This is a genomic window from Agrobacterium sp. MA01 (assembly GCF_009650195.1).
Classification (GTDB): Bacteria; Pseudomonadota; Alphaproteobacteria; order Rhizobiales; family Rhizobiaceae; genus Allorhizobium.
The window spans coordinates 1,222,052-1,241,096 of sequence record NZ_CP045854.1; the positions used below are offsets into that span (position 1 = coordinate 1,222,052).

Annotated in this window: 17 protein-coding genes; 6 read left to right on the top strand and 11 right to left on the bottom strand. The window is 60.9% G+C overall.

Features of this window, described 5'->3' with window-relative positions:
* The 4 genes from GH983_RS05940 to GH983_RS05955 all read right to left on the bottom strand — a co-directional run bounded on the left by GH983_RS05940 (window position 1) and on the right by GH983_RS05955 (window position 5,654).
* Entirely contained in the window at window positions 1–945 is a 945-nt protein-coding gene (locus GH983_RS05940) for a peptidylprolyl isomerase (protein ID WP_153761918.1), read from the bottom strand.
* Window positions 946–1,072: 127 nt separating this feature from the next.
* Window positions 1,073–3,409, bottom strand: a complete 2,337-nt coding sequence (locus GH983_RS05945; protein WP_153761919.1) for an LPS-assembly protein LptD — start codon at window positions 3,407–3,409, stop codon at window positions 1,073–1,075.
* Window positions 3,409–4,491 carry an LPS export ABC transporter permease LptG gene (lptG, locus tag GH983_RS05950; protein ID WP_069041713.1) on the bottom strand — a complete coding sequence of 361 codons (1,083 nt, stop codon included), beginning with the start codon at window positions 4,489–4,491 and terminating at the stop codon, window positions 3,409–3,411. Before lptG ends, GH983_RS05945 begins: the two co-directional genes overlap by 1 nt.
* Window positions 4,488–5,654 carry an LptF/LptG family permease gene (locus GH983_RS05955; protein ID WP_069041712.1) on the bottom strand — a complete coding sequence of 389 codons (1,167 nt, stop codon included), beginning with the start codon at window positions 5,652–5,654 and terminating at the stop codon, window positions 4,488–4,490. The genes lptG and GH983_RS05955 overlap by 4 nt, the downstream gene beginning before the upstream one ends.
* Window positions 5,655–5,923: 269 nt before the next feature.
* On the opposite strand from GH983_RS05955, the gene GH983_RS05960 reads away from it, so the two are divergent.
* Together GH983_RS05960 and GH983_RS05965 are read left to right on the top strand one after the other, a co-directional pair.
* Window positions 5,924–7,420, top strand: a complete 1,497-nt coding sequence (locus GH983_RS05960) for a leucyl aminopeptidase (protein WP_153761920.1) — start codon at window positions 5,924–5,926, stop codon at window positions 7,418–7,420.
* A 17-nt stretch (window positions 7,421–7,437) separates the two neighbouring features.
* Complete coding sequence (locus GH983_RS05965; protein ID WP_153763570.1) at window positions 7,438–7,887, top strand: DNA polymerase III subunit chi; 450 nt, start codon at window positions 7,438–7,440, stop codon at window positions 7,885–7,887.
* A gap of 71 nt (window positions 7,888–7,958) precedes the next feature.
* Here GH983_RS05965 and GH983_RS05970 read toward each other — a convergent pair whose 3' ends face one another.
* The 3 genes from GH983_RS05970 to GH983_RS05980 all read right to left on the bottom strand — a co-directional run bounded on the left by GH983_RS05970 (window position 7,959) and on the right by GH983_RS05980 (window position 13,339).
* Window positions 7,959–9,911 carry a methyl-accepting chemotaxis protein gene (locus tag GH983_RS05970; protein WP_153761921.1) on the bottom strand — a complete coding sequence of 651 codons (1,953 nt, stop codon included), beginning with the start codon at window positions 9,909–9,911 and terminating at the stop codon, window positions 7,959–7,961.
* Between the two features lie 438 nt (window positions 9,912–10,349).
* On the bottom strand, window positions 10,350–12,239 hold the full coding sequence (locus GH983_RS05975) for an ABC-F family ATP-binding cassette domain-containing protein (protein ID WP_153761922.1): 1,890 nt from the start codon (window positions 12,237–12,239) through the stop codon (window positions 10,350–10,352).
* Between the two features lie 77 nt (window positions 12,240–12,316).
* The gene (locus tag GH983_RS05980) at window positions 12,317–13,339 is read right to left on the bottom strand and encodes a diguanylate cyclase domain-containing protein (RefSeq protein ID WP_153761923.1); all 1,023 of its coding nucleotides are present in this window, start codon (window positions 13,337–13,339) and stop codon (window positions 12,317–12,319) included.
* A 287-nt stretch (window positions 13,340–13,626) separates the two neighbouring features.
* On the opposite strand from GH983_RS05980, the gene GH983_RS05985 reads away from it, so the two are divergent.
* Both GH983_RS05985 and GH983_RS05990 read left to right on the top strand, forming a co-directional pair.
* On the top strand, window positions 13,627–13,926 hold the full coding sequence (locus tag GH983_RS05985) for a hypothetical protein (RefSeq protein WP_054150523.1): 300 nt from the start codon (window positions 13,627–13,629) through the stop codon (window positions 13,924–13,926).
* The gene (locus tag GH983_RS05990) at window positions 13,923–15,515 is read left to right on the top strand and encodes a methyl-accepting chemotaxis protein (RefSeq protein ID WP_153761924.1); all 1,593 of its coding nucleotides are present in this window, start codon (window positions 13,923–13,925) and stop codon (window positions 15,513–15,515) included. Before GH983_RS05985 ends, GH983_RS05990 begins: the two co-directional genes overlap by 4 nt.
* A 95-nt stretch (window positions 15,516–15,610) precedes the next feature.
* Here GH983_RS05990 and GH983_RS05995 read toward each other — a convergent pair whose 3' ends face one another.
* On the bottom strand, window positions 15,611–16,117 hold the full coding sequence (locus GH983_RS05995) for a DinB family protein (RefSeq protein WP_153761925.1): 507 nt from the start codon (window positions 16,115–16,117) through the stop codon (window positions 15,611–15,613).
* Between the two features lie 135 nt (window positions 16,118–16,252).
* Here GH983_RS05995 and GH983_RS06000 point away from each other — a divergent pair, with 135 nt between their 5' ends.
* A complete protein-coding gene (locus tag GH983_RS06000; protein ID WP_153761926.1) occupies window positions 16,253–16,936 on the top strand; it encodes a glutathione S-transferase family protein in 684 nt (227 codons plus the stop codon).
* A gap of 117 nt (window positions 16,937–17,053) precedes the next feature.
* Window positions 17,054–17,476: a nucleoside-diphosphate kinase gene (gene ndk / locus GH983_RS06005; protein ID WP_054150527.1), complete on the top strand. Its 423-nt coding sequence runs from the start codon at window positions 17,054–17,056 to the stop codon at window positions 17,474–17,476.
* A 188-nt stretch (window positions 17,477–17,664) separates the two neighbouring features.
* Here ndk and GH983_RS06010 read toward each other — a convergent pair whose 3' ends face one another.
* Genes GH983_RS06010 through pgsA form a run of 3 tightly spaced genes read right to left on the bottom strand, consistent with a single transcriptional unit; the run spans window position 17,665 to window position 19,013 of the window.
* Window positions 17,665–18,129: a molybdenum cofactor biosynthesis protein MoaE gene (locus GH983_RS06010; RefSeq protein ID WP_371418474.1), complete on the bottom strand. Its 465-nt coding sequence runs from the start codon at window positions 18,127–18,129 to the stop codon at window positions 17,665–17,667.
* Window positions 18,130–18,160: 31 nt separating this feature from the next.
* Complete coding sequence (gene moaD / locus GH983_RS06015) at window positions 18,161–18,415, bottom strand: molybdopterin converting factor subunit 1 (RefSeq protein WP_153761928.1); 255 nt, start codon at window positions 18,413–18,415, stop codon at window positions 18,161–18,163.
* A 1-nt stretch (window position 18,416) separates the two neighbouring features.
* Window positions 18,417–19,013 carry a CDP-diacylglycerol--glycerol-3-phosphate 3-phosphatidyltransferase gene (gene pgsA, locus GH983_RS06020; RefSeq protein WP_054150530.1) on the bottom strand — a complete coding sequence of 199 codons (597 nt, stop codon included), beginning with the start codon at window positions 19,011–19,013 and terminating at the stop codon, window positions 18,417–18,419.
* Window positions 19,014–19,045 lie beyond the last annotated feature (32 nt).

Consider the following 19,045-nt stretch of genomic DNA (forward strand, 5'->3'; position numbering starts at 1 on the left):
TTATTGTATTACGATCTGGGCCTTGGAGCGCAGTTCTTCCAGATACTTATCGGAATTCGGGTTTTCGCCCTGCTGTTCCTTGCCGATATCCTCGGCGCGGAAGACGACCTCAGCCGCAACATCGTCAGAAACCTGACGCTGGTTGCAGATGGCGAGATACTCGACGCCGCGATCGGTCACGCGGGTTGCCGTCGTGCCACCTTTTGCCTTCTCCACGAGCGGCTTCCACTCCGGCGGCATTTCAGGCTCGAGAACACGGCCGAGATTGCGGATCGACACATCAAGATAGTTCTTGGCGAACTCCATGGCCTGATCGCAGCCGGGGAAGGAGGCGCGCGACTTTTCGGCTTCCGCCTTGCGCTTGCTGACGATGCCCTTCTTCGAGGCGGGCACCACGAAGATCACCTGCTTGAGGAAATACTCCGTCGTCACCGGCTTCTCTTTGTTTTCGAGAAGACGGGTCACGAGATCCTGGTTGGACAAACGGCCACGCGCTCCCGCCCCATAGCGTGCGTTCACGAGGCGCGGCCAGCTCATGGAGATGGCGATGAAGGACTTGAAGTGCGCGGCACCGACGCCGGCCTGATCGAGCACGGTATTGAGCTGCGACACCGACATCTTGTTCGACGACGCAAAGCGTTCGAACGAGGCATCGACATCCGCCGTGCTGACGGACATGCCGACCCGCGCGATCTCCTCGCGCTTCAGCGTCTCGTTCACGAGTTCGTCGCGGGCGATTTGCTGGAGATTGCCAGTGCGACGCTGCAGTCGCAGGAAGGCCACGCGACGAGCGACGTCAGCACTTGTGATTGCGGTCTTGTTGACAACGGCAGCCACCGATGTTGCTGCCTGAGCCGGCGCAAAGATTGGTGTCGGGCTGACGCTTAAGGACAGCGCGATGACGCCGGCAAGCAGCAGACCGGTGCCTTTGTTTGCATGAGCCATCTGTCATCCTTTCTCCGAACTGCAGAAGCCTGCTCCGGACGTAGATCATGTAACGGATTTTAGAACCGCCGCACGGATTGCACAATCCATGCGGCGAAACAATGACCTGCATCGCAGCGCTTTGGCCTCACTCGAACGAGGTGTCGCTGAGATTGATCTCTCCGAGGGTGCGGAACACCAGCTTTCCACCGATCGTCCAGTCGTTCGCGGTCTCCGCATTCGGATCATACTTGTCCGAATAGGCGATCGAGAAGACCGTGCACTCGTCGGCATAGGAGATGCCGACGCTTCGACGGTTGAACTTGTCGGCATCGATATCGTAGTTCAACGAACCAAACACCGACCAGTTCTCGGTGACCTTCACTGTGGTCGAGCTGGTGATCGTCTGGTTGTCGTTGTTGAACGAGTAGCCCGGGCGCGCGTCGAGCTGGGTGAAGGTCAGGCTTGTTTCGAACCTGTCCTGAGAATAGGTCGCATTGAGGTCGGTACGACGAACGTCGAGCGATTTCTCATCAAGCCGCACGCCGGCGCTCAGCGAAAGCCCGATCGGCAGTTCGAAACCAGCCGATGCCACATAGTCGGAAACATCCGTCTCGAGGCCGGAACCGGAGCCTACGGCCAGCAGGTCCTGTGTCGCGTAGGAGTTCAGGCCCGCCAGATGGTAGGACTGACCGATGACCGCGCGTACACCGATCCCGTTGTCGAAGCTGCCGGTGTAGCGCATGCCGACATTGGCGCGTGTTCCGCCCTCGACACGGTCAAAGCCGGAGAACTTGTTGCGCGAGAAGAGGTTGCTGGCGTCAAACACCAGGCTCTGCGCATCTTCGTTCGGCAACTGGCCAGCATAGCCCTCGTTGTTGCGGGCATAGATCTGCGCGATCGGCTCGATGATATGCGAGCTGTTCGCAGTGGTAATCAGCCACGGATAACGGGCCTCGATGCCGGCGGTCAGCATGTAGCGACCAAGGGCATCGTTGCTTGTATAGCCGCCGGTGTAGTTTCCGGGGGCGTCCATGGCCAAGCCATATACATCGCCACGGGCAGCGAGAAGCGGTGTGATCTGCAATCCGCCCGGACCGTCGAAGGTGCGTTCCCATTCGAGTTCGCCAGTCAGGCGGTTCATGTTGCCCTTCAGCCCGCGATAGACGTCAAACGCACCATCTCTGTTCGTGTCGGCGAATTCGCTCGAGAAGCGCGACAGGGAGGTGAAGTTCAAGGTACCCGACAACTGGCCGCCGGCGACCAGTTCGGGCGCGTAATAGCTGTAGTCGATGACCGGCAGAACGGTCGCCTGCTTCTTCTCCGACGTGTTGTTCAGATCCACGTCCTGAACGTCGAAATAGTAGCCGCGCATGTCGAAGAAATTGCGTTCGCCGATGCCGGTCAAATAGACGACATTGGTGTTGGTGGACGCATTGAGGCCATCGATACCATAGGTGCGTGCGAAGTTGTTGTCGCTCTGCACCATGACATCCCAGCCGAATGCCCAGCGCGGATTGATCTTGAACTCGCCCTTCGACGCGATGAGGCCACGCGTATCACGCGCGGCATCGCTCGTGCCGGCAGTGAACTCGTCCGTGTTCATCTGGCTGATGCCCGCGAATCGGATGCTGGCCTGACCCTTCTCGAAGCGCTGGCGGACTTCCGCTTCGAGGAGCACGCCCTGGGCGCTGAAGCCGGTCGCGGTGACCGTCGCGTCGCGGTCCGGAGCGATGGCGATGTAGTAGGGGACCGCAATGCCGAAGCCGACATTTTCGCCGGAACGGAACTGCGGGAACAGGAAGCCCGACTTCCGCTTGACGGTATTGTCCGGCACCTCGATGAACGGCAGCGTCACAAGCGACTTGCCGAAGAGTTCGAACCGGGCCCTTTCGAGGCGCACGGTCTTCTTGGTGCCGTCCTGAACGACGCGTTCAGCCTTCACCTGCCAGAGCGGCGGACGAGAGGGGTTTTCCGCGCAGGGAAGACATGCCGTGTACACACCCTTGTGCAGGATCATCTGCGTGCCGCCGACGCGCTGGGCGCTTTCGGCAACAAGACGGGTGTTATCCGTGCTCTCCACGCGCAAAGCACGCAGGAAGCCGTCGGAGAAATTGTCGGTTACATCGAGTGAATCCGCATAGATGCGGTTTCCGGTCGGCTCGACCAACTCGATATTGCCCGCCGCGGTGACGCGGCCCGTTTTCTGGTCGTACACGACCTGACGGGCCACCATCTGGTAGCCGGCATAATTGATCTGTACCGCACCGTTCGCGACAACGCGCTCGGCATCACGGTCATAAACGAGTTCATTGGCTGCCAGAAGCAGCTTCGCGTCATCAGGGACGTTGCCTGCCATCGACGCTGAGTCGGACAGGCTCTGCGCATGCACGAGAGGCGCAGCGGGCGCCATAGCGCACACAGCGACACTGGTCAGCAGGGCTACTGAGAGCCTCCTGATATTCCCGCGGTCTTTTACCGCCACTAACCATCCTCCTTGTGAAGCAGAATCGTTGCCCCCAGTGCCATGGCTACGACAACTGGGACCCAGGCCGCAACATATGGCGGCATGACGCCGCTGCTTCCGAATGCCCTGACGAGCACAGAGACAACATAAAGCACGAAGCCTGACAATATTCCACCGAGAATCACCGTTCTCGATTGGTTGATACGGCTGAATTTCAGCGAAACGGTTGCAGCAATCAGCGTCATTGCAATCATCAGGAACGGCAGTGAAAGCAGCGAATGAAACTGCGTTTCCAGCGCATGGGGTGCGATCCCGAAGGATCGGGCAACTTCAATTTTCTGAAATAGATCATAAAAAGCAACGCTTTCCGGTCTGGCTAGACGCTGCTGGACGAATTCCTCGTTGAGATTGGTCGCAACCCGCGCTTCGGCGAGACGCGTCTGGATTTCTCCCGGACGCGTCTCGAGAACGTCGGTAAGCATCCAGTAACCATCTTTCAAAGTCGCGGTGCGCGCATCCTGGCGCAGCACGATGCGTCCGTCCTGGTCGAAATGCAGCAGAACGGCATCGACAAGCAGGGTTCCGTCCTCAAGGACAGAACGAGCGCCGAGCGCCACGTCATTGTCGCCGCTCGACTGGCGCAGCCACGGAATCGGCGCCGGTTTCGCACTGCCTGCCGTTTCACGCCATTTCGCTTCGATTTCGGTGCCCTGGCGTTCACCCCAGGCGGCGAGGGGATTGATCACCAGCGTCGTCGTCAGACCGATCAGGGTGGCGCCGATCAGAAAGGGCGCCATGAACTGCCAGACGGAAATGCCGGCCGCCCGCGCGACAACCAGTTCAGACTTGCGGTTGAGCGCAATCAGCGTCGCCATGCCGACGAAAAGGCCGATGAACGGCACCGTCTGTTGCAGGATCAGCGGCAGCCGCAAGGCGGTGAGGTAGAGCACGCCTGTCACGGAATAGCCCGGCAGGTTGTCATAGCGGCCGGAGGTTTCCGTGAAATCGATGAGATAGGTGATCGAGATGACGCCGAGGAAGAACCACAGCGTCGTCATCATGTAGCGTCGGAAGAAATAAATCCCGAGAGTCCAGATCATGCCGCGCCCCCGGTGCTTGCGCCAAGCCGCTTCTGCGTGAGTGTGATCGCCTTGCTCACCAGAATGGAGACCGCACGCGGCAATCGCGGACTGCGATTCGTTGCCAGCATGAAGGCGGCAGCGGCCCCGCTGGCCAGGGGCACGAAATACTGCAGAGGCACGTATGCCGCGGATGTTTCGACGAGCGAGGTGACGTAGTTCGAAGCCCAGAAGAGGGTGAGCGACATCAGCAGGGTCGACGCCATCGGATGCAGCCGCGCTTCGCGGTGGGACCGGGCATCACCGCACATCATCAGACTGATCACGGCAAAGACGAGCGGGAAGAAGGCCGCGCTGATGCGGCGGTGGAGCTCGGCCGTGAAGTCGTTGGGATTGCTCACATAGCGCTCGTCGAGCGGATCGGGATCCATCAGATAGAAAAGGTCGCGATCCTTGGCGCCGAAGCGGGCCTGGCCGCGCTCCTCGGAGAGATCCGAAAGATCGAAGGCATAGCGGTCGAAGCGGATGACGGTCACATCGCCGTTCGGCGCTTTGCGCTGCACTTCGCCATCCTGCATCACGAGCGCCTTGCCGGTCTCTTCGACTGCGCCCTCACGGGCATAATAGATGAGCTCGGAAGCCGGATCACGGGAATCGGCGACCAGCAGCCCCTTCATCTGGCGGCCTGCCTGCCGCTCGGAAATCTGCACATAGAGGCCGGGCTCGATCTGTCGGAAGGTCTTTTCCTCGATCACCGAAGAAAGCAGATCGGCATAAGCGGTTGCGATCATGCTTCGCACGTTGACGCGCATTGCCGGCTCGACGAAGCCGAGCATGACCAGCGAGAAAATGCTGAGGCCGCCCGCCAGCATCAGGAGAGGACGCTGGATCGTCCGTCTCGGTGCTCCGGCAGCATCGATGACCGCAAGCTCCGAATCGTTGTTCATCGTGGTCAGCGTATGGGTGATGCCGATGACGAGCGCGAAGGGCAGGACGGTCGCGATGATGGTCGGCAGGATCATCGTCGCCAAGAGCATGAAGGACCCTACCGACTGGCCACTGTCGGTGACGAGGTTGATACGTCGCAACACCTGCGTCGTCCAGATGATCGCCAGCACCGGTAAAAGCGCTGTCGTGAACATCAGGACGACCCGTCGCAGGATGTATTGTTCGAGTATCTTCATAGGGTTCCCTTGCAGGCGCGACACGCAGACGTCGCGCCGAGGATTGGCGTTCTCTACAACGCTTGCGGCATTTTGGCGACCGACGGATGTCAATTTCCCCGGCTTCGTGATCCTGTTTTTTTCTCCACCGCGATAAATCGGACACGCTGGCGCGGCCCTGGCTGCAATCGGGGGATTGGATGAGGAATGCCCGGTCAAACTCTTGCCATCGTTCGCGAAAAGACCATGATCCCTGTAAGTCTTCTCATCACGTATCCAGGATGCCCGTCATGTCGCTGAAACTCGCCGTCTCCTTCGCAAAGTCCCACGCCGCTGCGGAAGGGCTCGCCATTCTCCTGACGACGTCAGGTGCAGACATGCCGGCGGGGGCAACTGAAGCGGATCCGGCCGGCGTCTATGCCCGCGCCGCCAAGTCCGGCAAGTTCACCGGCAAGTCGCTTTCAACCCTGGACATCGTTGCTCCGCATGGCTCGCCGCTCGACCGGCTGGTCGTTCTCGGGCTCGGCAAGGGCGATAGCTTGTCCGCGCATGATTGGTTGAAGGCGGGGGGCGTTGCCACGGCGGCGGTGAAGGGGGCTGACACCGTAACCGTCTACGTCGATGTCCCCGGACTTCAGGTCTCGCCGAAGGCTGTCGCGGATTTCGCGCTTGGAATGCTGCTTCGCGCCTACAAGTTTGACACCTACAAGACCAAGAAGAAGTCGGAAGACGAGGAAGAGAAGGCTGAAAAGACGGTGAAGGTGACGATCGTCACCGCTGAGGCCTCAGCCGCCAAGAAGGCCTTTGCGGAAACGGAAGCGGTTGCCGACGGCGTGATCCTCGCCCGCGACCTCGTCAACGAGCCTGCCAACTTGCTGGGACCGCTCGAATTCGCCGCCAAGGCTAAGGAGCTCGAAAAGCTCGGCGTCGAGGTCGAGATCCTGACGGAGAAAGAGATGAAGAAGCTCGGCATGGGTGCGCTTCTCGGCGTCGCCCAGGGCTCCGTGCGTCCGCCTCGCCTCGTTGTGATGCAGTGGAAGGGCGGCAAGTCGAAAGACAAGCCGATCGCCTTTGTCGGCAAGGGCGTGGTCTTCGACACCGGCGGCATCTCGATCAAGCCGGCAGGCGGCATGGAGGACATGAAGGGTGACATGGGCGGTGCCGCTGCCGTCGCGGGCTTGATGCATGTGCTTGCCGCCCGCAAGGCCAAGGTCAATGTCATCGGCATCCTCGGCCTGGTGGAAAACATGCCCGACGGCAATGCCCAGCGTCCCGGCGACATCGTGACATCGATGTCCGGCCAGACGATCGAGGTGATCAACACCGATGCGGAAGGGCGCCTCGTGCTCTGCGATGCCCTCTGGTATTGCAACGATCGTTTCCAGCCGACCTTCATGATCAACCTTGCCACGCTGACGGGGGCGATCGGCGTAGCACTCGGCAGTGTGCATGCCGGACTGTTCTCCAACGACGATGAGCTTTCGGAAAGGCTGCTGGCCGCCGGCCTCGCGACCAATGAACGGCTTTGGCGCATGCCGCTCGGCAAGGAGTACGACAAGCTGATCGATTCCAAGTTCGCCGACATGAAGAACACCGGCGGCCGTCAGGCAGGCTCAATTACGGCAGCCCAGTTCCTCAAGCGCTTTGTGAAGGACACGCCTTGGGCCCATCTCGACATTGCCAGCACAGCGATGGGTTCACCCAACGACGAGATCAACCAGTCCTGGGGCTCGGGCTACGGCGTACGCCTGCTCGATGAACTCGTTCGCGCGCATTACGAATCCTGATGGCGGTGACTGCCTCCGTGGCCGATGTTCTCTTCTACCATCTGACGGAATCGAAGCTGGAAGACGCGCTCCCGCCGCTCCTGGAAAAGAGCGTGGAGCGCGGCTGGCGCGTGGCCGTCCAGACGCGTGACCCCGAACGCCGGGATGCGCTCGATGCGCTTCTCTGGACCTATCGCGACGAGAGTTTTCTGCCCCATGGCACTGAGGACGGCGCCGCTCCGGATCGCCAGCCGGTGCTGCTGACCACGGGTACCGAAAACATCAACCAGGCAAGCGTCCGCTTTCTGGTCGATGGCGCCGAGCCGCCGGATGAGCTGCCCTACGACCGCGTCGTCTTCGTGTTCGACGGATACGACACGGAACAGCTCGAAGGGGCCCGCTCGCAATGGAAACGGCTGAAGAGCCAGGGTCACACACTGACCTACTGGCAACAGAGCCCAGAGGGGCGCTGGGAGAAGAAGGCCTGAAATCGTCGAATGCCAGAAATGCAGAAGGGCCGCCACAGGGCGGCCCTTCGCAGTTTGCAATGATGTCTTTATCACCGCGTGGCTGCTGCTCTTCGCAGCCCGTTCCCAGTGTCGTTTGCCGCGGGCAGCGATGATCGTGCCCGGGACGAGGCGGTCTCGAGCTTGAAGTGGCTGATCAGGTGCGACAGGTTGACGGCATCATCGGCCAGCCTGTTGGTGCTGGCGGTCGTCTCCTCCACCATCGCAGCATTGCGCTGTGTGAACTGGTCCATCTGGCCGACGGCGGTATTGACCTCATGGAGCTTGTGGGACTGTTCCCTGGCCGCTGCCGCGATCTGGTGAACCGACTGGTTGATATGCATGACATGCTCCCTGATCCGCGACAGCGCATCCCCGGTTGCCGTCACAAGGCGCACGCCGATCCCGACTTCCTCGCCCGACTTGGTGATCAGCGCCTTGATGTCCTTGGCCGCGCCTGCCGAACGCTGGGCGAGTTCCCGGACCTCCTGGGCAACGACGGCAAAGCCCTTGCCAGCCTCACCCGCCCGCGCCGCCTCGACGCCGGCGTTCAGGGCGAGAAGATTGGTCTGGAAGGCGATTTCGTCGATCACATTGATGATCTGGCCGATCTCGCCTGACGCCTGCTCGATCCGTCCCATCGCCGCGACCGCGTCGCCGACGACAGAACTCGATTCCTCGGTGCTGCGGCGCGCCTCGTCGACCATGCGGGTCGCCTGAAGCGCCGTGTCGGTCGATTGCCGGACCGCTGCGGTGATTTCCTCGAGTGCAGACGAGGTCTGCTCAAGTGCGGCCGCCTGCTGTTCTGTGCGTTTGGCAAGGTCGTCGGAGGCATAACGCAACTCGCCCGATCCGGAGCGGATCTGATCGATTGAGGTACGAACCTCGGCGACGACGGTTCTGAGAACCTGCATCGTGCCGTTCACATTGCCCTGCAGTTCCGCAAAGGCGCCGTTGAATTCGCCGCGCATGGTATCGGTCAGATCGCCATCGGACAGACCGGCGATGACGCGCCGTGTTTCCGCAAGGCCGTTGTCGATCGAGCGCACCAGGTCGTTCATCGAGCTTGCGAAGGCATTGAGATCCGGGAACTCGAAATCGCGATCGATCCGTTGGGAGAAGTCGCCGGCAATGGCCGCAGCACAAACCTGGCCGATGCTTTCCTGCAACTCGTCGCAGCGCTGCTTCATCCGGTGCTCCTGCGCGTTCATTTTCCGCACCCGAAGACCGTTCTGCTTGAACACATCGACGGCACGCGCCATGTCACCGATCTCGTTCTGCCGTTCGAGATAGGCGATCTCGACATCGAACTCGTTGCGGGCGAGGCGCCCCATGATCCGTGTCATGCGTTCGATCGGTTTGGTAACGCCGCGCGCGACAAAGATCATGGCGGCAATGCCGGCCAGCGCACCGACAACCAGGATCGCGGCATTGCTCAGAAGCGAGAGACGGAAACTGCTGGCGCTTTCTTCGAACATCGCGGCAGCCGCATCGACATTGGCGTCGCGGAATGTGTCTGCATAGCCATCCATCTCGTCATAGGCGACAACCATTTCCCCCGTGAGCAACGCCGCAGCGGCAGCCTTGTCGCCGGTGCGCGAAAGTTCGATCATGCGGTCGCCTGCGATAAGATAGTTTTCGGCGCTGGCCTTGAATCCTTCGAAAGCGGGCCTTTCCTGCGGAAGTGTGATCATTGCCTCATAGCGCGCCATCCGGTCCCTCAATTTATCGACCTCTTTGGCAACTGCCGCGTCGGCTGCAGCAAGCGTCTCCGGGGTCGTGCTCAGTATATGCCGCGTCTGCAAGGCACGCAGGTTGGCAATGGAGATATTCAGGCGGTTGGTGATGTCGACGACCGGTACCGAGCCTTGCGCCAGTCGCTGGACATTGGAAAAGACACCATTCATCGACCAGAGGGCAAAGCCACCCTGGACGACGAGAAGGGCAAGTAGAAGCATGAAGGCCCCGAGCAGCGAGGCTTTGATGGACAGGGGTTTCGTCGACATTCCGCAGCTTTCCGTTCACTCCGGGTCCGTGCCCTCATGGCATGGATCGCGGGGAGGGGGAGCCCCGGTTGCATCACCGAGGCGCTTCTCAGGTGTGCAGATCGTTCCGCGCACAGCTTCGCAATTCCCGGCAACGGAGGGGCCCGTCGGGGACAAAAACGTTTGCGCACAGTCATCCGGCCGGAAGGCTGACGATGGGTACGAAATGCACTTTGGATTGAAGTAGGCCGACCTAACTCGCGGGAATGATGTGGTCTGGAATTTAAAAGTTTACTAAAAATCGCGCCTGAGTTGCGCAGCATCACGATTTTCTGATCTAAATATCACAAGAAAACAATGGGATCGCTATGAATTACAACCAAATTCGTACGATTTCGGCCTTGCCGCCTCTTAGGCGGGTTTAGACTGCTTCGGGTTGCAAAGAGGTAAGGCCAACGGTCAGCCCGCCATGCCCTCTTCGTATTCGGTGGACAGCTCCAGCCATTGCTCTTCCGCTGCCGAAAGCTTTGCCGCCGCTTCTCCGCGCTGCTTGGCCTTTTCTGCCGCCTTGGCCGGCGCCTTCTCATATAGAGCCGGATCGGCAAGCTCCTTGTCGAGCGCCTGAATCAAAGTCTCCAGCTTCTTCGTCAAGGCCTCGACTTCGTTGATCTTTTTCTTGAGTGGTGCAAGGCTCGCGCGCCTGTCGGCAGCCGCCTTGCGTTGCTCGGCCTTGTTGACGGTATCAGCGCCGCCGTCGCCCTTGTCCTTCTCCACCGGCTTCTTGCCCGAGGCGATGATCAGCGAGCGATACTCTTCCATGTCGCCGTCGAAGCTGGTGACCGTGCCGTTGTTCACAAGCCAGAGCCGGTCGACGGTCGCCTCGATCAAGTGGCGATCATGGCTGATCAGGATAACGGCGCCCTCATAGTCGTTGAGCGCCTCGATCAACGCCTTGCGGCTGTCGATGTCTAGGTGGTTCGTCGGCTCGTCGAGGATCAGGAGGTTCGGGGCGTGGAAGGCGGCAAGCCCCATCAGCAGGCGCGCCTTCTCGCCGCCCGAGAGATCCTTGGCAGCCGTCTCCATCTTTTCGGTTGCAAGCCCCATCTGCGCGACGCGGGCACGCACCTTGGCTTCCGGCTCCAACGGCATCAGCCGGCGCACATGGGCAACCGGGCTCTCGTTCGGGATGAGGTCGTCAAGCTGGTGCTGGGCGAAAAAGCCGATCTTCACGCTCGATGCCGTCTTCAGCTGGCCGCTCTGGGCTTCCAGACGTCCGGAAATGAACTTGGCGAAGGTCGACTTGCCGTTACCGTTCGAACCGAGAAGCGCGATGCGGTCATCGTTGTCGATGCGCAGGTTGAGGTTCTTCAGGATCGCTTTGCCCGGCTCGTAGCCGACCACGCCGCCCGAGATCGCAACGATCGGCGAGGCCGGCTGCTTTTCAGGCTTCGGGAAGGTGATCGGATGGACATGGTCCTCGATGACGGCGGCAACCGTCCCCATGCGCTCCAGCGCCTTGATGCGGCTCTGTGCCTGCTTGGCCTTGGTCGCCTTGGCGCGGAAGCGGTCGATGAAGCTCTGCAGATGCTTGCGCGCGGCGTCGTTCTTCGCCTTGGCCTTCATCTGCAATTCGTCGTTCTCGGCCTTCTGCCGTTCGAAGCTGTCATAGCCGCCGCGATAGAGCGTGAGCTTCTGCTGGTCGAGATGGATGATCGAGTTGACGGCGGTGTTCAGGAGATCCCGGTCATGGCTGATGATGATGACCGTGTGCGGATAGCGCCGCACATAGTCCTCAAGCCAGAGTGTGCCTTCAAGGTCGAGATAGTTGGTCGGTTCGTCGAGCAACAGCAGATCCGGCTCGGCGAAGAGCACCGAGGCGAGCGCCACGCGCATGCGCCAGCCGCCGGAGAAGGACGAGGCCGGGCGCAACTGCGCCTCGTGGTCGAAACCGAGGCCCGACAGGATCGTCGCTGCGCGAGCTTCCGCCGAATGCGCGCCGATATCGGCAAGCCGTGTCTGGATTTCGGCAATGCGATGCGGATCCGTCGCCGTCTCTGCCTCTACGAGCAGGGCTGCGCGCTCCTTGTCTGCGGCAAGCACGATGGAGATCAGCGAGTCTTCCGTTCCCGGCGCTTCCTGCGCGACCTGGCCGATGCGCGCATTCTTCGGGATCGAGATATTGCCGCTTTCGGAGGCCAGATCGCCCGTGATGATGCGGAACAGCGTCGATTTGCCCGCACCATTCTTGCCGACAAGGCCAGCCTTGGTCCCGGCCGGAAGCGCGACGCTGGCGTGGTCGATGAGCAGGCGGCCTGCGATGCGGGCGGAGATATCGTTGATCGTGATCATGGTTCTGGCTTTTGGCCGATGTCACGGCCAAAGGCAAGCGGGCGAGGGCGCCCGGTCGGGCCTGCCGGGCGATCTCGTCAGGCGACCTGGCGCTGTCCGGGCTTGTAGCCTATGATCGGCTGGCGCGGGTTTTGCCGTGCCAATATCGTGGCGGTCTTGGCAATGGCGAGCCAGCTTGTCGGATCGGCGGCTTCGTGTGCCATTGCGTGACCGATCGCGAGTGGCAGGCCGCCGGAACCCGGCGAGGTCTCGGAAGCGAAGACGAGATTGTTATCCGCCGTCGTGAACAGCCGTTCGGCGATGATGTGTGCCTCGTCGGCGTTGATGCCTTGGAAGACGAAGGCAAAGGTGTCGGCCTCGATGCGGGCGATGAAGTCGTGCTTCTTGATCGCCTTGCGGAAGATCGTCGCCAGACCACGGATGAGCTTGCTGACCGCTTCGTCGCCATACTGGTGCTGCAGTCCGGGAAGATCGAGGACTTCGATCAGCACAAGCGCGCTCGGCTTGGCCGCCGAGGAGGCCGAATGGGCGTCCTCCAGCGTCTGGATGAAGCTGATCCGGTTGGCGAGGCCGGTCAGATGGTCCCGTTTCATCGCAGCCTGCGCTGCGCGAATGGCCCGGTCTGCGGTATTCAGACTGTCCAGCCCCTCGGCAACATCGGATGCCAGCGCGGTTTCCGCCTTGATCATGTCCCCGGCAATCGAGGAGAGCAGATCCAACTCCCCGAGCAACTGGTCGATACCGACGGTGACATCCTCGCGGATCGAGCGGATGACGCCTTCCACCGAGTTCGTGAAAGCGCGCTTCTGGGTCAGTCCGAGCGACAGTTGGTCGCTGAGCCGTTTCAGCGTTTTCAGCGTTTCGTCCTGCAAGCGTTCCGCCGAGACGCCGCAATGGCCGGCAAGCCGGTGCTTGAGGCCGAGTTGGTCGAGCGCCGATTGCGTCGGACGGGATCCAAGGGCTGCAAGCTCACGCGCAAGATCCGATTTGCTGCCGGCAAAGGCTTCATGAACCAGTTCGAAGTTGCGGGGGATCCCGGCGATCTGATGTTTCAGCATGAAGACCGTGATCTTCTGGAGATCGTCTGCAATTCCGCTCATCAATTCGTCCTGATCATCCGATGAGTTGCGCTTGGTCTGTGGGAGGCCGGAACTATTCCCGCAGAATTGTGGTCTCGTAACACGGCACCACATACGAAACGGTTAAGGCAAAGGCCTGCTCAGGGGCTTCCATTTTGCCTTTTGCTAAAGCGGAATTGCCCGAAATTTGAGCGGGTTCCGCCCTTCGGTTAATTATATTTTAGAGATGTTTGTGGTTTGCTGAAGTTCTGAAAACCAGCTGGGGAAGAGCCTTCTCAGAACTCGACCGGCGAACATGCGTAGGCACCATGAAGTCCCTTATTCCCGCTGTCTACTTCTCGCTGGCGGTCGCCGTTGTCGCTGTCATAGCGGCAAGGCCGTCCGGCCCCTTCGTCCTCGTTGTAACCTCACCCGCGGCACATGCGGCGGGTTCGATGGCAGTCATTGACCGGGCTGACGGTGCTTTCGTCTGGGCTGGAAGCGTCCCGTGGATGTCGGTCGCTTATTCGCAGGCTCCGGATTTTCCGGAGCGGCTTCTCGATGCGGGCGCTTTGCTCGTCATCAACCATGATCTGGCGCTTGGTTGCCTGCAAGGAATGAACACATGAATGAACTGAATAAGCTCAGAGACAGGATCTCCTACGGCATCGTCGGACTGCTCTGGATCAACTTTGCCCTGATCGTCATCCGCAATCTCGTCCGCGAGCAGGGTGTCGACTGGACCATGATCCTGGCCACTCTCGCCCTGTTGGTGCCGGCCACACTCTTGTGGACAAGGGATCGTACCGGCGCGACCACCCGCATGGTTACCTCCATGGCGAATGCGGCGACGGTCGCTATTCTCGTTTTCGCCTTCCAGGGCTCGCCGCTCCAAATCGACATCCATATGTACTTCTTCGCGAGCCTGGCGATCTGTGCCGCCTGGATCGATTGGAAGGCGATTATCGGCTACGCCGCGCTCGTCGCGGTCCACCATCTGCTGCTGTATGTTGCGATGCCGCTGGCGGTCTTCCCGGGTGATTCCGACTTCTCGCGCGTCGTCCTGCATGCGGTGGTGCTGATCGTCCAGAGCATCGTCCTGATCGCTCTGACCTCGGCCGTCGTCAAGGCATTCGATGTCTCCGACAAGGCTGTTGCCGATGCAGTCGCTGCCGAGCGCGAGGCCGTAGAGATGGCCGATCACGTCAAGCGAACCGATGCCGCTGCCGATGCCGACCGCCGCAAGCGGGAAGCGGAAAAGGCGCGGGAAGCCGAAGCGGTGGACTACGCCGTTTCCGAACTGGCCAGATCGCTGCAGAAGCTGGCGGAAGGGGACCTCTCCTACCGCATCGACAGCGCCTTCTCAGGCCCGCTTGATGAGCTGCGAACGTCCTTCAATGCCTCCGTGCAGAAGCTCGAAGTCGTCGTTTCTCAGGTCGGTCAGGTGGCCTCAGTTCTCCGCAACGGTACGGGCCAGATCGGCCAGGCCAACAACGATCTCTCCGCCCGCAGCGAGCGCCAGGCCGCGTCGGTCGAGGAAACCGCGAGCGCGCTGTCCAGCGTGATGGCCACAGTGAAGGAAACCGCGTCTGTCGCGGATTCGGTCGGCAAGTTGGTCAACCAGGCAAGGATGGGTGCGGAACGATCCGGCACGATCGTAACCGACGCGGTCTCTGCCATGAGCCGTATCGAGCAGTCGTCGCAGTCCATTTCGAACATCATCGGCGTCATCGACGAGATTGCCTTCCAGACCAATCTTCTGGCGCTGAACGCCGGCGTCGAAGCGGCGCGTGCCGGTGAGGCCGGAAAGGGTTTTGCGGTCGTCGCACAGGAGGTTCGCGAACTCGCTCAGCGCTCCGCCAATGCAGCGAAGGAGATAAAGACCCTCATCAACGCATCCGGGGAAGAAGTGCGCAACGGTGTTTCACTGGTCGACCAGGCCGGCGAGGCTTTGAGCACGATCGCGACCGAGGTTCAGTCGATCAGCCACGAGATCTCCAAGATCATCGATGGTGCCAAGACCCAGGCACAGGGCCTTGTCGAGATCGATCAGGCGGTCGGGCACATCGACAAGAACACCCAGCGGAATGCTGCGATGGTGGAGGAGTCGAGCGCTGCGATCCAGCAACTCGTCCAGGAGGCTACCACGCTGGATCACCTGATGGCGCAGTTCAAGACCGGATCGAAGACAGGTTCCGGAGCGCGTCGCGCGGCCTGACCGCAAGCGAAGCCAAGATAGGCACGAAAGACTTGGGGTCACGATCGTCGTGGCCCCATTTCCGTTTCAGGGCTCTGCCTGGCGTGTGTCGCGTCTCACATCCACTGTCTGCCCTCGCTTCGGACGAAATAGATCAGGTCGAGGCTGAGGCTCGGCTTGCCCAGTCCGGTCAATCCGGCATGCACCTGCCCACGGTGATGGGTCTGATGGTTGAAGACATGGGTGAGGGCCGGCCAGAGCTTATGGCTTACGCGTTCCGGCGATGTGACCGGCGTGTAGCTGAAGTCGCTATCCAGCCGCTCCGCAGTCAGGCTCTGCGCATAACGGATGATCCGCGTGTCTTCTTCCAGCCGAGCGGCCCGCAGATCCTCGAAGTCATCATAGGGGCGCTCATCCAGGGAGCGGGGCATCGGGCCTTCGCCGGTGAACCGGTTCAGCCAGATCCGGTCTGCGGTCAGGATGTGGCTGAGCGTTGCGAAGATTGATCCGAAGAAGGCGCCGGTGTCGCGGTGGAGTTCTTCGGTCGAGAGGTCTGCGACAGCAGAATAAAGCAGCCTGTTGGCCCAAGCATTGTAGTCCGCGAGCATCTGATAGTTCTGCATGGTACGCTCCTGATTGTGGTCCTGCATCCAGTCTAGCCGGCTTCGACCGAAATGGGGGTTATGGGTTCCATGAAAAATGCTGATTTGCATCCGGCCCCGTGATCGGCTTTTTTGGTGCGAACCTAGGAGATCCCGATGACGATGACCCTCTATTCGCTGTGCGGCGCCGATGCCGCGCGTCCTTTCTCGCCCCATTGCTGGAAGACCGTGATGGCCCTCCACCACAAGGGCCTTGCATTCGAGGAGCGGCCGCTCGCCTTCACGGCGATCCCAACAATCGAGGGCGGGTTCTCAAAGACGGTTCCGATCCTTAGGGACGGTCAGGAACTGATCTCCGACAGCTTTCGGATCGCGCTCTATCTGGAGGAGGCCTATCCCGAGCAGCCGAGCCTGTTTGGCGGGCAGGGCGGTGTCGCCGCAGCACGCCTGGTGGAGGGCTATTCCCAGCATGTCGTCCATACCGCGATCACGAAGATCGCTCTCGTCGACATCCACGACATGCTGGCTCCCGCTGACCAGGCCTATTTCCGCAAGAGCCGTGAGGAAAGGCTCGGACGGACCTTGGAGGACATGGCCGCCGGTCGCGACGCCGCAATTGCAGCCCTTCCGGCAGCGCTCCAGCCGCTCCGTCACATGCTGGGCTTCCAGCCTTTCGTCGGCGGCGCAACCCCGCTCTTCGGCGACTATATCCTGTTCGGTGCGCTGCAATGGCTGAGGGTCACCACGGGCGCCATCCACCTGCCGGCGGATGATCCGGTGAACCTCTGGTTCGACCGTTGCCTCGAACTCCATGACGGCGTCGCCCATGCGGTCGCCTGACCGGTCAAAACCGTGTGATTGTGACGTCGTCGTGAAATTGTCGAAGCCCTCTTGTCTTCGTGATTCGGGGCGGGTAGATACCGCCCACTTTCCCTGACAGACAAAAGGATGAGACAGATGGCGATTGAACGCACCTTCTCGATGATCAAGCCCGACGCCACCAAGCGCAACCTGACCGGCGCCATCACCAAGGTCTTCGAAGACAACGGCCTGCGCGTCGTCGCTTCGAAGCGCGTTTGGATGAGCAAGCGCGAAGCCGAAGGCTTCTACGCCGTTCACAAGGAACGCCCCTTCTTCGGCGAACTGGTTGAAGGCATGACCTCGGGCCCGACCGTCGTTCAGGTTCTCGAAGGCGAAAACGCCATCCTGAAGAACCGCGAAATCATGGGCGCGACCAACCCGGCCAATGCCGACGAAGGCACGATCCGCAAGATGTTCGCCCTGTCGATCGGCGAAAACTCGGTTCACGGTTCGGACGCTCCGGAAACCGCTGCCCAGGAAATCAGCTACTGGTTCGCCGACACCGAAATCGTCGGCTGAATCAAGTCCTGAGGCTGAAGCCTCAAGACGTTGGATGGATTAAAGAACCGGGGCTGAAAGGCTCCGGTTTTTTCATGCCGCCATGTGGTCGAGACAAGGGAAGGCACACGTCGGCTCGGCCAAAGCGTGAGCAATCCTGCCAAGTCGAGATCGATTGGCGGCTGTGGCAGTTCATGCGAGGCGTACGCTTATCGGTTCCAGCGATCCCGTGCCGTATCGTCGGCGTCCTTTGCCGCGACCCAATCGCCGCTGGTGCCATCTTGCGCGTGTTCCTTCTTCCAGAACGGCGCTGAGGTCTTGAGGAAGTCCATGACGAAATTGGCGCCGTCGAAGGCAGCCTGCCGATGCGGGGCGGCGGCAAGGACGAGCACGATCTGTTCCCCCGCCTCGATCCGCCCGAAACGGTGGATGGCAGTGAGCCCCAGCAGCGAGAAGCGATCGATCGCAAGTTCCGCGATCCGGGTCATCTCTGTTTCCGCCATGCCCGGATAATGTTCGAGTTCGAGCGCCGAAAGCGTGCCCGCCTCGTCGCGGCAAAGGCCGACAAATGAAACGAGCGCTCCAATGTCCTTGCGCCTGGCTGAGAGAGCCTGCGACTCGGCTGCCGTATCGAAATCCTCGCGCTGGACGCGGATGGTGGGGGCGGGCCTGATCGTCACGGCTTGTCCTCCAGCGAGCTGACTCTCAGCCGCCGGTCATCGGCGGAAAGATCCCGATCTCACGGGCGCCAGCAATCAGTTCGTTATGCTCGACATGTTCCTGGTTGACGGCGACCCGGATTGCCTTGGGAAAGCGCAGAGCCTCCTCATAGCCTTCACCGAGGGTCGCAAGCCAGGATACCAGCTCGCCGGCGGTCTTGACCTCGGCCGGGATCTCCAGTTCTTCCTCGCCCTTGCCGATCCGCTCGCGAACCCAGGCGAAGTAGACAACCTTCACCATCTCAATCCACCATGTGCTTCGCGCCGGCGCGGAAATAGTCGTAGCCGGTATAGATGGTCAGGATGGCGGCGATCCAGAGAAGCGCGATGCCGATATGGGTGGCGAGGCCAAACTCGACATAGGGTAGAACTTTATCCCCCGCCGGGCCGGCCAGAAGGAAGGCGAGTGCGAACATCTGCGCGGTCGTCTTCCACTTGGCGATCTGGGTAACTGGCACGGACACCTTGAGCGCCGCCAGATACTCACGCAGGCCCGAGACCAGGATCTCGCGGCAGAGAATGGTGATGGCGGCCCAGAGCGACCAGCCCGCGATCGTGCCATCCGCCGCCATCAGGAGCAGCACCGAAGCGATCAGAAGCTTGTCGGCGATCGGGTCCAACATCTTGCCGATATTGGATGTCTGGTTCCAGATGCGTGCCAGATAGCCGTCGAGATAGTCGGTGATCGAGGCGACGACAAAGATCGTCAGCGCCGTCCAGCGGGCGAAGTCGGAGCTCTGAAGTCGGCCTTCCAGGAAGAAGCACACGACGATGAGCGGCACGGCGAGAATGCGAGCGTAGGTCAGGAGATTCGGAATGTTGTATGCGCGCGAAGCCATGATGCCCTGTCTTTGAAGTCTGGTGCTCTGAG